This is a genomic window from Citrobacter sp. UYEF32 (genome assembly GCF_040546205.1).
Lineage (GTDB): Bacteria > Pseudomonadota > Gammaproteobacteria > Enterobacterales > Enterobacteriaceae > Phytobacter > Phytobacter diazotrophicus.
Map to the genome: position 1 here is coordinate 191752 of NZ_JBEPNI010000005.1, position 14709 is coordinate 206460.

Genomic DNA, 14709 nt, shown 5'->3' on the forward strand with positions numbered 1-14709 from the left:
TGTCGGAAGACTCGCAAGTCAGGACTTTTAGTTAATACCTTGAATTTGAACGCAGATATTACGTTTTCCCGATATGGCACAGGCTGTGCAATGCAGGGGTACTACGGTTTGCCGTCAGCGGGCGGCGACTTTGCCTCTCACATTCGAGGAACGAGAAATGTCCGGAAAGATGAAAACGATGGATGGCAACGCTGCGGCGGCCTGGATCTCCTATGCCTTTACTGATGTTGCGGCGATTTATCCCATCACCCCCTCAACACCGATGGCGGAAAACGTCGACGAATGGACGGCACAGGGTAAGAAAAACCTGTTTGGTCAACCGGTGCGTCTGATGGAGATGCAGTCAGAAGCCGGTGCGGCAGGGGCCGTACACGGCGCATTGCAGGCGGGAGCGCTGACCACAACCTATACCGCGTCACAGGGATTGCTGTTGATGATCCCCAATCTGTATAAGATTGCGGGCGAGCTGTTGCCGGGGGTGTTTCATGTCAGCGCCAGGGCGCTGGCGACCAACTCGCTGAATATCTTTGGCGATCACCAGGATGTCATGGCCGTGCGCCAGACCGGGTGCGCGATGCTGGCGGAAAACAATGTCCAGCAGGTGATGGATCTGTCGGCGGTGGCGCACCTCGCCGCGATTAAAGGCCGCGTGCCCTTTATCAACTTCTTTGACGGCTTTCGTACCTCGCATGAAATCCAGAAAATTGAGGTGCTGGAACATGAAGAGCTGGCGCCGTTATTGGATCAGGAGGCGCTCAACCAGTTTCGCCGTAATGCCTTAAACCCGGATCACCCGGTCATTCGCGGCACGGCGCAGAACCCGGACATCTACTTTCAGGAACGCGAGGCCTCCAACCGCTTTTATCAGGCGCTGCCGGAGATTGTCGAAGGGTATATGGCGGAGATTTACCGTATCACCGGGCGCGAATACCACCTGTTCGATTACTACGGTTCGCCGGATGCTGAGCAAATCATTATTGCGATGGGGTCAGTGTGCGACACCATCCAGGAGGTGGTGGATGCGATGATCGACAGCGGTGAAAAAGTCGGCCTGGTTTCCGTGCATCTGTTCCGGCCTTTCTCGCTGGCCCATTTTATGGCGAAGATCCCCGCCAGCGTGAAGCGCATTGCCGTGCTCGACCGCACCAAAGAGCCGGGCGCCCAGGCGGAACCGCTGTGTCTGGATGTCAAAAATGCCTTTTATCATCACGAAAACCCACCGCTGATTGTTGGTGGCCGCTATGCGCTGGGGGGTAAAGATGTTCTGCCAGGCCACATTGTTTCTGTGTTCGAAAACCTGAAAAAACCGCTGCCGATGGATGGTTTTACGGTGGGGATTTTTGACGATGTTACCCACACCTCGCTGCCGGTACCGGTTTATGACATTCACGTCTCCCGTGAAGGTATCACCGCCTGTAAATTCTGGGGGCTGGGTTCCGACGGTACGGTCAGCGCCAATAAGAACGCCATCAAAATTATCGGTGATAACACGCCGATGTTCGCGCAGGCCTATTTTGCCTACGATTCGAAAAAATCCGGTGGGATAACCCTGTCGCATCTGCGCTTTGGTAAGCGCCCGATCACTTCGCCGTATCTGATTCATAACGCCGATTTTATTGCCTGTTCACAGCAATCTTATGTCGATAAATATGATCTTCTCGATGGCATCAATCCGGGCGGGATTTTCCTGCTCAACTGTACCTGGTTTGGCGAAGAGGTGGAGCGCCATCTGCCCAATAAAATGAAGCGCATTATTGCCCGCCAGGGGGTGCGGTTTTACACCCTGAACGCGGTCGATATTGCACGTAAACTCGGCCTCGGTGGGCGTTTTAATATGTTGATGCAGGCGGCCTTTTTTAAACTGACCGACATTATTGATGCCAAAACCGCCTCGGCGCACCTTAAGAAAGCGGTGGCAAAATCCTATGGCAGCAAAGGGCAGAACGTGGTGGATATGAACAATGCCGCTATCGATCTGGGGATGGATGCGCTGCAGGAGATTATCATTCCCGACCACTGGGCGTATGCAGAAGAGGAGGAGAAAGAGGACGGCAAACTGATGCCGGACTTTATTCGCAATATCCTTGAGCCGATGAACCGCCAGAACGGCGACAGACTGCCCGTCAGCGCTTTTCTGGGTATGGAAGACGGGACATTCCCGCCCGGTACCGCCGCCTGGGAGAAGCGCGGTATCGCTATGCAGGTGCCGGTCTGGCAGCCAGAAGGCTGTACCCAGTGTAACCAGTGCGCCTTTATCTGCCCGCACGCGGCCATTCGCCCGGCGCTGTTGAGCAGTGAAGAGCGCGAAGTGGCCCCTGCTGCGTTGCTGAGCAAGCCCGCGCAGGGGGCCAAACATTATGAATATCATCTGGCTATCTCACCGCTCGACTGCTCTGGCTGCGGCAACTGCGTGGATATTTGCCCGTCGAAAGGCAAAGCCCTGGCGATGCAACCCCTCGACAGCCAGCGCCCGATGATCCCGGTGTGGGATCACGCGCTGGCCTTGACGCCCAAAGAGAACCCGTTCAGCAAAGCCACGGTCAAAGGCTGTCAGTTCGAAACCCCGTTACTGGAGTTCTCCGGCGCCTGCGCAGGGTGCGGCGAAACCCCGTATGCGCGCCTGATTACTCAGCTTTTCGGCGACCGGATGATGATTGCCAACGCCACGGGCTGTTCGTCTATCTGGGGGGCCAGCGCACCGTCCATCCCGTGGACCACAAACCATAAAGGCCAGGGGCCGGCCTGGGCAAATTCACTGTTTGAAGATAACGCCGAGTTTGGTCTGGGGATGATGTTGGGAGGCCGCGCCATCCGTGAACAACTGGCCAGTGATGCGGCCAGCGTGCTGGAAAAACCGCTCCATCCGGATTTGCAACAGGCGCTGCGCGACTGGCTGGAGAACAAAGATCTCGGTGAAGGTACCCGCGCGCGGGCGGAAAAACTGAGCGCGCTGCTGGCGGCTGAAAAGGGCGACGATGACCTGCTTAATCGCCTGTATCAAAATCAGGACTACTTCACCAAGCGCTCGCAGTGGATTTTTGGTGGGGACGGCTGGGCCTATGACATTGGCTTTGGCGGCCTCGACCATGTGCTGGCCTCCGGTGAGGATGTGAATATTCTGGTGTTTGATACCGAGGTCTATTCCAATACCGGCGGCCAGTCATCGAAATCCACACCGGTGGCTGCCATTGCCAAGTTCGCCGCCGAAGGCAAACGGACGCGCAAAAAAGATCTGGGAATGATGGCCGTCAGCTATGGCAATGTGTATGTCGCCCAGGTGGCGATGGGGGCCGATAAAGCCCAGACGCTCCGCGCCATTGCCGAAGCCGAAGCCTGGCCGGGACCGTCGCTGGTGATTGCCTACGCGGCCTGTATTAACCACGGTCTGAAAGCGGGGATGGGGCGCAGTATCAGCGAGGCGAAGCGCGCGGTAGAGGCCGGATACTGGCACCTCTGGCGCTATAATCCGCAACTGCTGGCGAAAGGGAAAAACCCGTTTATTCTCGATTCGGAAGAGCCGGAAGAGAGTTTCCGTGACTTCCTGATGGGGGAAGTGCGTTATGCCTCGCTGGGACGTACCTCGCCGGATATAGCCGATACGCTGTTTGCCCAGACCGAGCAGGATGCCAAAGACCGCTACGCCCAGTACAAGCGGCTGGCCGGAGAGTAAGAGAAGCGGCCCGGTTTTTGCCGGGCAGAAACAAAAAAGGCCGGAGCGTCAGTGATGCGCTCCGGCCTTTTCTTTGCCTGCAATAGATTAGCGCGTGACATGCACCTGCGGCGTGGTGTTGCTGATAAATCGCCCGCCGGAGGCGCGCTCAAGCTGGGCCGCCAGTTGCAGCAGCAGCCCGTCGTTACCCTGGCGCGTCTGGAAATGCATGCCGAGCGGCAAGCCGGATTGTTGCCAGGCCAGCGGCAACGAAATACCGGGCGTGCCGGTTAAACTGGCAAGCGGGGTGTAGGAGAAGATATCCCACAGGGAATAGAACCAGTCCATCACGTCCGGATTATCGCTGAGCGTCAGGTACTTTTTCTCGCCGAGCAGCGGCGTCGGTTTGGAAAATGTCGGTGTCAGGATCAGATCCCATGTCTGGAAAAATGCCCCCAGCTTGCGGGAGATCTGGTTAAACGCATCCTGCATTTTCCAGCGCTCGCTGTAGGACATATCAATCCCTTTTTGCCAGATGCGGATATTCATCGGCTCGATTTTATCCTCCGGCGGGACGCTAAGATCGTTTTTCTCCAGCAGCCGCTGAATAAACTGCGCAAAATTGCTGATATAGCAGGCGGTCTGTGCGGCAAAGGCCTCTTCGAAGGGGATATCTGGCGTCACCCATTCCACCTGATGGCCCAGCTCCTCAAGCAGGCGCGTCGTTTTCTCCAGTTCTTCGACAAAGTGCGGCGTTGCGCGGTAATTACCCCATTCGTGGGACACGGCAATACGCAGCGGCGCGGGATCGCGAGTGATCATCTCGCTATAGGTCTGCGGGGGCTGCCAGTAAGGCATAAACTCGCCCGGCGCGCCGCCCCGGCAGCTATCGACAAAGCGGGCCGTGTCGCGCAAGCTGCGGCTCACACAGCCTTGCGTTGAGACATACCCGGTGATATCCGACAGTGTCGGGCCAATTGAAAAGACGCCCCGACTACTTTTCAGGCCAACAAGCCCATTGGCCCCCGCCGGTATGCGAATGGAGCCACCGCCATCGGTGGCATGGGCGAGGGGAATAACCCCGGCGGCCACCGATGCGCATGCTCCGGCAGAGGAGCCAAAGGTGGTGTATTGCGGGTTCCACGGGCTGCGCGTTACGTAAATCGCCGGGTTTTCCGCCGATCCGCAGACGCCAAACTCCGGCGTGGCGCTGCGGCCAATAATATTAAGCCCGGCATGGCGAATTTGCGTGGTCAAAAAGGCGTCTTCATCCGGACGATTGCCACGCATAAACGCGGAACCTTGCTCCTGCAAACGCCCCTTTACCCCCGGCCCTAAGTCTTTCATCAGGAAGGGAACCCCTTTAAACGCGCCCTCCAGACAGGTGCCGTCGGTTTCCGGTTGGTTGATGGCATCATCAAACAGTTCCACGACAGCATTGATTTGCGGGTTAACCCGCAGCGTCGCGGCCTGTGCCTGTAGCGCCAGTTCACGGGCGCTGACGTCGCCGCGCTCGACCAGTTCTGCCAGCGCCGTGGCGTCGCAGGCGGCCCACTCATCCCAGCTCAGTACGGTGTTCATTGTGATTTCTCCTTCGCAAACTGGATCTTGCCCTGCGGCGCTTTGAGGCGGCGGGTGGCCTTATGAGGGGCACGTTCTTTGAGCATCAGTGTCGCCACCAGACAGAGGATATTGGCGGCGATGAGGTAGTAGCCTGGGGAAACCGGGTCGCCGGTCCATTTAATCAGCCACGAGAAGACAATTTGCGCCGTCCCGCCAAACAGGGTGATGCCAAAGGCAAAGGCGATGGAAAAACCGGTTGAGCGGATATAGCGCGGGAAGTTTTCGCACAGCACCACCAGCACGCCGGCGCCGCTGATACATTGCAGAGCGGCAAAGAGGGTGATGATGGCAAAGAAAACGCCTTCACTGCGCCAGGCATTGATCATCTCAAGGCCCGGTAGCAGCAAGAGCAGCAGAATCAGGCGCGGCGCGATAATGGTCATCTTGCGCCCGAAGCGGTCCGCCATCCAGCCACCCACCAGGGAAAACACCACCACGCACACGCCGATAAGAATGGTCGACGCCATGGCCGTGCCTGGCGCAAAAGCCAGCTCTTTCAGGGCATAGGTGGTCATGTAATTGAGGAAATATTGCGTAATGGTACTGCCTGAAAGAATAAAAATACCCACCAGAATCAGGCCACGGTAGTTACGCATCACGTCACCGAGTAGACTGCCGGTGGACTTGCTGGCGTCGCTGTTCTCAGTAGTGAAAGTCTCGTTAAGGTTACGGCGCAGGTAGATGGCAATGGGCAGGATGATCAGTCCAAAAGCAAAAGGCACGCGCCAGCCCCAGGCCGACAGTTGCTCCGGCGTCAGGATGACCGTCAGCGTATAACCAATCACCCCGGCGCTGATACCTGCAAGCCCCTGGGCGACAATTTGCCAACTGGTGTAGAAGGCCCGTTTGCCTTCTGGCGCCGCCTCCATAATAAAGGTCGTCGCGGGGCCAGCTTCGCCACCCCAGGCCAGCCCTTGCAGCATGCGGACAATCACCAGCAGGATAGGGGCCGCCATGCCAATCGTTTCATAACCGGGCAGAAAGACCAGCCCGCCGGTGCCGATGGTCATAAAAACCATGGTGAGCAGCATCGCCGGTTTACGTCCTACACGGTCGGCATAGCTGCCAATAAATATGGCGCCCAGCGGGCGGACAATAAAGCCGATACCAAATACAGAGACCGACAATAAAAGACTGGTGAAGGGGTTATCAGAGGGGAAGAAAATATTGCCGATCATCACGGCAAAGGTGGCATAAGCACTGAAATCGAAAAATTCAACCGCAGCGCCAAGCACAACAGCCACCACTTCTTTGCGTGATGCTTTGGGTTTTATCGCGCTATGACTTATTTCGTTTGTCATCGTATGGCCTTCCTCAATGTGTTCAGGCGAAGTGAAACGTGAAAAGACATAGCAGACATATAACAGGGCGCAGATCCGCTCACTATCACAATTAGGCGAAGGCAGTGTTTAAAAAATGTATGCACTCACGGCAGGCTAAGCGAATAAGAAAATAATATGATTAAATTTAATTGTCTGTTTTTATTATATAATTTGTTTTTTGTTTGAGATGAGATTTCCCTGCGGTAAATATTCACTTCGTCGAGTGCACTTAAAATGTGCCTGGTTCGTAAACCCGATTACCGAATGGGGCAGCGATAAATAAGCGGTCATGCCGCATATTCAGGCCATTGTGGCGTAATGACGATTTGAATAGCTCAGTGAATGCACAAAAATGGCGCTCCGTGCTTACTAAAAGTGCAATGTGGCGCTAATTATGTCGATGTTTGCCAATATTTCGCCAGCGTAATAAGGTCGCTTCAATGGATTCATCCAACGGGAGAGACAATGCAATTACGGGCGCTGAAATATTTTAGTCAGGTCGCAAAGTCTGCTTCTTTTCGGGAGGCTGCCGATAAATTGTTTGTTGCGCCAGGGGCAGTGACGCGACAAATCGATATTCTGGAACACTATTATGGCGCGGCATTGATTGAACGAGGTCCGAGGGGGATTAAACTGACCCGTGAAGGGGAACTTCTGGCGCAGGCGGTGCACGCCACATTGCGTGAGCTGGAGTCGGTGAAGGCGCGCATCACCTCTAGGCGCAGCGTGGTGTCCGGTACGGTAAAAATCTGCGCCGCCGAGAGCCTGGTCGCGCTGTTTATCGCGCCCGTCATTGAGGCATTTGGTCAGCACAACCCGGAGGTGTCGTTCGAGATTGACACCGGCAGCGCCCCGTACATTGCCGAACAGCTTATTCGCGGACATGTGGATGTGGCGCTGGCCTTTTATACCCCGGTCAGCGCGGAGATTCAGGTGACGCATTGCTGTCATCTGGAACACAAGGTTCTGATGGCCGCCCACCATCCGCTGGCGACGAAGCCGCGTTTGACCCTCAAAGAGATTGCCGCCCATCCGATTGCCATTCCTCCCGCCAACTATGCGGTGCGCCAGTTACTGGAATCCGCCGCCCGGCGCGAAGCTGTCCACTTCGATATGCGCTTTATTACCAGTTCGATGGAGGTGCAAAAGACCCTGGCGCTGCAGGGCAGGACGCTACTTATTTTGCCCCAGCTACATCATCAGGAGCCGGATGCGCAGGCAATGTTTGTGGCGGTACCGCTGGCCGATCCCCTGATGGGAAAAGTGAAGGTCGATCTCTGTTTACCCCGTCAACGGACGTTATCCATGGCGACCCGTCTGTTCCATGATATGTTGTCACAACGTATTGATGGTCAGAATGCTCTGGTCAACACAACGGCGTAGAGCAATCAGGATCTTTTCCCGCCGCATAAGGAATGACGCCATGACAACGGTTCCGCGCTATCACGTACAGACGATACCCGCGCCGCAAACCTACCCGGATATTGCTTACCCCGTCCTTTCTGACGACACCATGAAACAGCGCTTGCGTAATGTCCTGCTGGCGATGCAGGCCAGTGGTTTTACCCATCTGGTTATCTATGCCGACAAAGAGCACGGTGCCAATTTTGAGTATCTTGCCGGGTTTATTCCCCGTTTCGAGGAAGCATTGCTGGTCGTTAATGCCGATGGCGAGCTGAGCTACATCATGGGCAATGAAAACCTCAAGCTGGTGCCCTTTGCGCGTAACGGCGGCAAATGCCTGCACACGCCGCTGTTCTCATTACCCAACCAGCCGATGGACGGGGATGCGCCGTTGGCCGGGTTGCTCGCCTCGTGCGGCATCACGGCTGCGGCCAGGGTGGGTGTCGTGGGCTGGAAATTATTCACCGGTGATTCAGCGCTGTTTGATGTTCCGGCGTTTATTCTCGATGCGGTGTTCAGCGCGGCAGGCGGGCGGGACAATGTGCGCAATGCCACCGGGCTGTTTATCTCCCCGGAGCGGGGCGTACGGCGGCTGAACAGCGCCTGCGAAATTGCGTTTTATGAGTACGGCGCAAACCTCGCCTCCACGCAGGTACTGACGGCGCTCAATGCCGTTGAGCCAGGGCGGCGTGAAAAAGAGATAGGGCACCTTCTGGCCGGTTGGGGACAGCCCAACAATGTGGTGATGATTGCCGCTACCGGCGACCGTTTTACCAATGCCTGTCTCTACCCAACGGACAAGATTATCGCTCGCGGCGATAAATTTTCTCTGACCGTCGGTTATAAAGGCGGGTTAACCAGCCGTGCAGCCTGGATTGTCGCCAGTGAAAATGAGCTGGCGGAGCCGGTTGCAGATTATCTGACCCGTGTGGCCATTCCCTATTATCACACCGTGGTCCAGTGGCTTGAGTTTATCCGCCCAGGCGTGACGGGCGCAGAAGTCTACCGCCTGGTGGAGTCGGTGTTACCTAAAGATCGCTGGCACTGGCATCTCAATCCTGGCCATCTGGTTGCCGATGAAGAGTGGTTAAGTTCGCCGATTTACCCCGGTTCAACAGCCCGCCTGGAAAGCGGCATGCTGCTGCAAATCGATATTATTCCCTCGGTGCCGGGTTATGGCGGCTGTAGCATTGAAGATACCGTTGGCCTGGCCGATGAGGCGCTGCGCGATGAACTGGCGCAGGATTACCCGCAGGTGTGGGCGCGTATGCAGGCGCGTCGCAACTATGTCACTGATGTACTGAAAATAGACCTGCCTGAGGAGGTTATTTTGTTATCCAACACGGTAGGGTATTTGCGACCTTTTTTACTGGATAAAAATAAAGCGGTGGTGAAGGTGTAACAAGCGAAGGTGCTACACGGGCAGACCGACGCACAGGCCTGCCCGTAGAAAACGCTACACCAGGCCGGTGGACTTGAGGACCGCGTGCAGGTGCTCTTTGTCTTCGCCTGCCAGTGGGCGCAGAGGAAAAGGCAGACAGGAAGGGCCGACCACGCCCATGATTTCCGCCGCCGCCGCCATCACCCGCAGGCTGCGGTGAATACGAAACAGTTGCCACAGCGGTTCTAGCTGGTCGGACAGTTCGCCTGCAAGCCGATGATTCCCCGCCCGCGCGGCGCGGGTTAGGGCCAGGCTTACCTGTGGGAATAGCCCGCCAATCACCGAATACCAGACATCGCAGCCGGCCGCAAAGCCGGTTGCGGCCTGCCAGTCGCCGCTGATCCCAATGGTGACGGACGCAGGGATGCGTGCGCGTAAATCGTCAAGGCGCTCTTTGCCTTTCGTGGGATCGGTAGAGACCGCAGAAAGCTTGATTGAAGAGACGGCGGGAAGCGCGGCAATCTCAACGAGTAAGTCATCCGTAAAGGCAAAACCGGTGGTCGCCGGGTTATCGTAGAGACACAGCGGCACGGAAAGGTGGCGGGTGACGGTTTCGTAGAGTGTATAAACCTCTTCCGCATTAAGCTGTTGATAGGAGACCGGGGCCATCATAACGGCCTTCACCCCGGCGCGCTGTGCGTCTTCGGCAATCGCCAGCACATCGTCCAGGCGGATCGCGCCGATGCTCACCAGCACCGGAATCCCTTCGGCGTGCTGGACGGCCAGCTCTGCTACGCGGCGACGCTCATCGCGCGTGAGATAGGCATAGCTGCCTGTCGAACCCACTGCGCCGATGGAGTCCACGCCCGCTGCGACAAGGTTAGTAATCAGATGAACAAACGCGGCTTCATCCACGTTGTTGTTGGTAATAGGGGTGAGTGGAAAGGCACTCAGACCTCTTAGCATACTGCTCCTCCTGCCGTGAAAAAGGCACTTATACCAGGGCATAAGTGCTCAGATAAACCGGTTAACGTGCAAACCTGCGTGATCCTGCCACGCAAACAATGACCCCCATAGTGACCAGGATCATCATGACGCTGACGGACTCTTGTAAAAACGTCGCTGCCAGCGCCAGTGCAAAAAAGGGTTGCAGGAGCTGTAGCTGCCCGACAGCGGCGATGCCCCCTTGCGCCAGCCCTTTATACCAGAACACAAAACCAATCAGCATGCTGAATAATGAGACATAACCCAATGAAAACCATGCGGGTTCGCTGATCCCTGAAAAGCTGGCCGGGCGGGTTAACACGGCAACGGTTAACATTAACGGCAGCGCAATGATGAGCGCCCAACTGATCACCTGCCAGCCGCCGAGTACCCGCGTTAAGCGGGCACCTTCAGCATAGCCCAGGCCGCAGACAACCACCGCCGCCAGCATCAGTAAATCGCCCACCGCCGAAACGGCAATGTCCTGACTTAAGGCAAACCCGGTCACCAGTAAACTGCCCAGACCTGAAAAAATCCAGAAGGCCGGACGTGGCCTTTCACCGCCGCGCAGGACGCCGAAAATGGCGGTAGCGAGCGGCAGCAGACCGAGAAACACGATGGAGTGCGCCGAGGTTACATGTTGCAGGGCAAAGGCGGTAAGCAGAGGAAAGCCAACCACCACGCCAAGTGCGACCACCATCAGAGAGAGAACCTGGGCGCCGTTCGGGCGTTTTCCCCGCAGGGTGATGACCAGAAATAAGGCCAGCAGACCGGCGATAGAGGCGCGGGCGACGGTGAGAAACAGGGGATCGAAATCCAGCACCGCGGCGCGGGTGGCCGGAAGCGAACCGCTAAAAATGATCATACCGACAAAGCCATTTATCCAGCCGCTCAGGGGCGGGTTGTCTTGCTTCTCTTGCACAGTGCACCTCAATGTGTGGTTATTGTTATCTGAACTTGTTTGACAGCACTGAGCATACGGCCGAGAATTCATGACAATCAAATTATTGTCATGGATACAATCGTGAAAGCACGCTACAAAAGCCTCGTTGACGAGTTTGCCAGGGCCATTAAATCCGGTGAACTGGTAGCCGGAACACGGTTACCGACGCACCGCGTTTTGTCGGCGCAGCACCATATTTCGCTGGTCACGGCGACCCGTGTCTATGCGGAACTGGAGGCCATGGGGCTGGTTAGCGGTGAGACGGGGCGCGGGACGTTTGTCAGAGAGATTATGCTGCCGCGCGGGCAGGGTATCGATCGTCATGCGATCGCCTCCGATGTGATTGATCTGAGCTTTAACTACCCGGCGCTGCCCGAACAGGCGGAGTTACTGAGAACCGCGCTGCGCCAGCTTTCGGTCAGCGGTGATATTGAATCGCTGCTGCGCTATCAGCCGCACGGGGGAAAAACCAGCGAACGTAGCGTGTTTGCTGATTACCTGGCGCAATTCGGGGTAAAGACGGCCCCTGAGAATCTGATGATTGTCAACGGGACGCAGCACGGGCTGGCGGTCGCGGTGATGGGGTTGCTCAAACCCGGTGACGTGGTCGCGGTTGACGCGCTGACCTACCCCGGCTTTAAGGTGCTGGCCGAACAGTTTCATCTGGAACTGGTGGCGGTACCGGCCTGCGGGGAGGCGATGGATCCTGAGGCATTGCGTAAGCTGTGCAAAAAGCGTCGGGTGAGAGCCATTTACACCATGCCCACGCTGCATAATCCTCTGGGGTGGGTGGCAAATGATGCGTTTCGCCGCGAAATAGCCGCTATCGCCTGCGAACACGACCTGCTGATTATCGAAGATGCCACCTATGTCTGGCTGGTGGATAACCCGCCGCTGCCCATCCACCACTATGCGCCTGAAAGAACGCTCTATCTGGCGGGCTTTTCGAAAAATGTGGCCTCCGGGCTGCGCGTGGGGATGGTGGTCGCGCCCGCGGATAAAAAGCAGGGTATTGAACGTGCCATAAGGGCAACCACATGGAATACGCCCGCCCTGATGACGGCGATTGTCTGCGGTTGGGTGCTGGATGGCACAGTGGCGCGGCTGGAGCAGTTAAAAAGGGAGGATGCCCGCTACCGGCAGGCCGTGGCGCGCGAGTATCTGGCGCCGCTGCACTGCGTAAGCCATCCGTCTTCTTATTTTGTCTGGCTGCCGTTACAGGAAGAGGTGCGCGCGGATCGTGTGGTCAGCGCGTTACTTAAAGAGAACATTTCACTGACCACCGCAGAACCGTTCAGTACTTCTATTCACACACCGCACGCGCTGCGCATGGCTATTGGCTCGGTTGACATCGACACCCTGAAAAGTGCTGCCCGCAAAGTCAGAGAAACCATTGAGTATTTCAACGCCCGGTAGCCTCTTACGTCACGCTACGCCTTAACGGAAAAAGCGAGCAGGGGTTTGCGCGTCCTGCCCGGCGTTTTATACAACGCGATGGCCTCTTGCCAGTGAGCCAGCGGAAAGAAGCTGGCGTCATTGAGCTGGCTTTGGCGCAGTAACGGCCAGAGTTCAGCGAACAGCGCCTGCCACTGCGCCGCTGAGACAGCATCCAGAACGTTGCGAATATGGAACCACTGGGTCGGTGGATGGTGGGGAAGAACGCGATAAGGCTGGCCGGAAAGCAGGCCATAGCTGACAAACAGCGCCGTTTTGCGCATGGATGAGAGCAGTAAGTCGGCAAGTTTTCCGCCGGTGGCGTCATACACAATATCTGTCGTTTGCGCCAGGGTCTCGATTTCCGCGGTGCGCGTCTCCTCAAGCGGGCGAATGCCGCATTCAGCCAGCTTTTGCCGATGAACGGGCGAGCGATGAACGCCCGTGACGCTCAGCGCGCCACGCTTGAGCGCCCACTGGCCGAGCAGAGCGGCGCAATCCGACCCGGCGGCGGTAATCAGCACATGTTTTCCCGCTGGCGGGTAGAGATTAAGCATTAACAGCGCGGCAAGCGGGTTGATGTACGCCCTGGCCGCCAGCGTATCGCTGATATCGTCCGGTACCGGCACGGTAAAGGCCGCCGGGCAGTCAACCAGACGTTGCCAGGTGCCCTGTCCGCGCAGCGGCAACACCCGTTTTCCCAGCAGATGGGCGGCCTGCGGTGGTGCCTGAATAACGGTGCCCACACCTTCATAACCGGCAATGGCGGGCAGGGTGATCCGGTGGCGATATGCGCCGGTGATGGGGATCAGATCGGAGGCATTGACCGGGGAAAGCGCCATTGCGACCCGCACCCTGTCAGCCGCCAGTTCCTCTGCCTCTACCCTTTGCAGGGACAGCACTGATTCTGGCGCCCCAAAGGTGCGATAGATAAGGGCGGTGTTATCACTCATGGGTGTGGTTCGCGGATGATCAATTTGCCGCGTACCAGCAGCATAAAGGTTTTCACCATCAGTAGCCCAATCACCAGATTACAGGCGAAAAACAGCGGGAAGGCGATCCAGTGCAGTGCGCCGTCGGGAGAACTGTGCCCCAGTTTAAGGGTCGTGGTCGCCAGCGATGCCACGCCGAACGAGAAGCTCCAGAAAGAGGGATTAAACGGCTGCGCGCTGTACCAGGGGATGAGGCGAATCATATACAGCGTTTGCAGCAGACCATAACCAAAGAGCAGTTTGGCAAAGACATCCGCCTGACCGCCGTTCAGCATCAGCCAGGCACTACAGGCAACGAACGCCGGGGCCATCTGAATGCCGAGCGAGGTGCGAACCGCAGGCGACATCTCTTCCAGATTACGCATGCGACTCAGAATGGCCGGTTCGAGACTCAGCCAGGAGAAAACACCGGCACCTAAAAAGAGCAGGCCGACATCGGTAAAGCCCAGCGCGCCACAGGCCATGGCGCTGATAAAATTGTTCGCCACGCCAGGCAGGTACAGCCCCGGCGTGGTGGCCTCTTTCGGGTGCGTGCCGCGCCATAATCCAGCGGTTTGCCAGGCGGAATAGGTTAGCTGGGCGGTAACGGCAACCAGAAACAGGATCAGGGCAAGCGTATAACACCAGGGTGTCAGGCCAATGGCGACCAGCATACTGGTGGCAGGCGCAAGGCTGACAAAACTGCTTTTCAGCGGATGGCCGATCTCCTCACGCAGGGTGCCTGTATGGCGTATCAGACGGGTGATGAACGCAAACATCAACAGCGCCCAGATAAGAATAGCGAGAATGACCAGCACATCGGCAGGCAGGGTGGTGACAGGCCAGATGGTGGCGGCAAATCGCCAGGAGAAACCCAGGCCGATAATGCCCAGTACCATGCCAAAATAACCGGCGGGAAGGTTAATACGCGTTTTGTTCATCTGTTTTTTGCTTGTATGGTCGTGCGAAGCTGGAAGTGTATAGAGTTGCAGGCAGGG

10 protein-coding genes are annotated in these 14709 nt (G+C 56.9%); 4 read left to right on the plus strand and 6 right to left on the minus strand.

The genetic code is table 11. From position 1 onward, the window contains the following. The first annotated feature begins 157 nt into the window (after positions 1–157). Positions 158–3670 (plus strand): pyruvate:ferredoxin (flavodoxin) oxidoreductase, encoded by a 3513-nt coding sequence (gene nifJ / locus ABIB59_RS15505; protein ID WP_354036075.1) that lies wholly within the window; start codon positions 158–160, stop codon positions 3668–3670. A gap of 87 nt (positions 3671–3757) precedes the next feature. Here nifJ and ABIB59_RS15510 read toward each other — a convergent pair whose 3' ends face one another. Further along, positions 3758–5230 carry an amidase gene (locus tag ABIB59_RS15510; RefSeq protein WP_354036077.1) on the minus strand — a complete coding sequence of 491 codons (1473 nt, stop codon included), beginning with the start codon at positions 5228–5230 and terminating at the stop codon, positions 3758–3760. Then, positions 5227–6678: an MFS transporter gene (locus tag ABIB59_RS15515; RefSeq protein WP_354036356.1), complete on the minus strand. Its 1452-nt coding sequence runs from the start codon at positions 6676–6678 to the stop codon at positions 5227–5229. Before ABIB59_RS15515 ends, ABIB59_RS15510 begins: the two co-directional genes overlap by 4 nt. Positions 6679–7059: 381 nt before the next feature. Here ABIB59_RS15515 and ABIB59_RS15520 point away from each other — a divergent pair, with 381 nt between their 5' ends. Together ABIB59_RS15520 and ABIB59_RS15525 are read left to right on the plus strand one after the other, a co-directional pair. After that, the gene (locus ABIB59_RS15520) at positions 7060–7977 is read left to right on the plus strand and encodes a LysR family transcriptional regulator (protein ID WP_354036079.1); all 918 of its coding nucleotides are present in this window, start codon (positions 7060–7062) and stop codon (positions 7975–7977) included. Between the two features lie 40 nt (positions 7978–8017). Then, entirely contained in the window at positions 8018–9400 is a 1383-nt protein-coding gene (locus ABIB59_RS15525; RefSeq protein WP_354036081.1) for a M24 family metallopeptidase, read from the plus strand. Positions 9401–9454: 54 nt separating this feature from the next. Here the strand turns inward: ABIB59_RS15525 and ABIB59_RS15530 are convergent, their stop codons facing one another. Continuing rightward, positions 9455–10345 carry a dihydrodipicolinate synthase family protein gene (locus tag ABIB59_RS15530; RefSeq protein ID WP_039078975.1) on the minus strand — a complete coding sequence of 297 codons (891 nt, stop codon included), beginning with the start codon at positions 10343–10345 and terminating at the stop codon, positions 9455–9457. A 61-nt stretch (positions 10346–10406) separates the two neighbouring features. Next, positions 10407–11285, minus strand: coding sequence for a DMT family transporter (locus ABIB59_RS15535; protein WP_223886911.1), 879 nt, complete (start codon positions 11283–11285; stop codon positions 10407–10409). A 102-nt stretch (positions 11286–11387) separates the two neighbouring features. Between ABIB59_RS15535 and ABIB59_RS15540 the strand changes: the two genes are divergently transcribed. Beyond that, positions 11388–12722, plus strand: coding sequence for an aminotransferase-like domain-containing protein (locus ABIB59_RS15540; protein WP_354036083.1), 1335 nt, complete (start codon positions 11388–11390; stop codon positions 12720–12722). A gap of 14 nt (positions 12723–12736) precedes the next feature. Here ABIB59_RS15540 and ABIB59_RS15545 read toward each other — a convergent pair whose 3' ends face one another. Beyond that, the gene (locus ABIB59_RS15545) at positions 12737–13693 is read right to left on the minus strand and encodes a zinc-dependent alcohol dehydrogenase family protein (protein ID WP_354036085.1); all 957 of its coding nucleotides are present in this window, start codon (positions 13691–13693) and stop codon (positions 12737–12739) included. Further along, positions 13690–14652 (minus strand): dicarboxylate transporter/tellurite-resistance protein TehA, encoded by a 963-nt coding sequence (gene tehA / locus ABIB59_RS15550; protein ID WP_039078979.1) that lies wholly within the window; start codon positions 14650–14652, stop codon positions 13690–13692. Before tehA ends, ABIB59_RS15545 begins: the two co-directional genes overlap by 4 nt. Between the last annotated feature and the right edge of the window lie 57 nt (positions 14653–14709).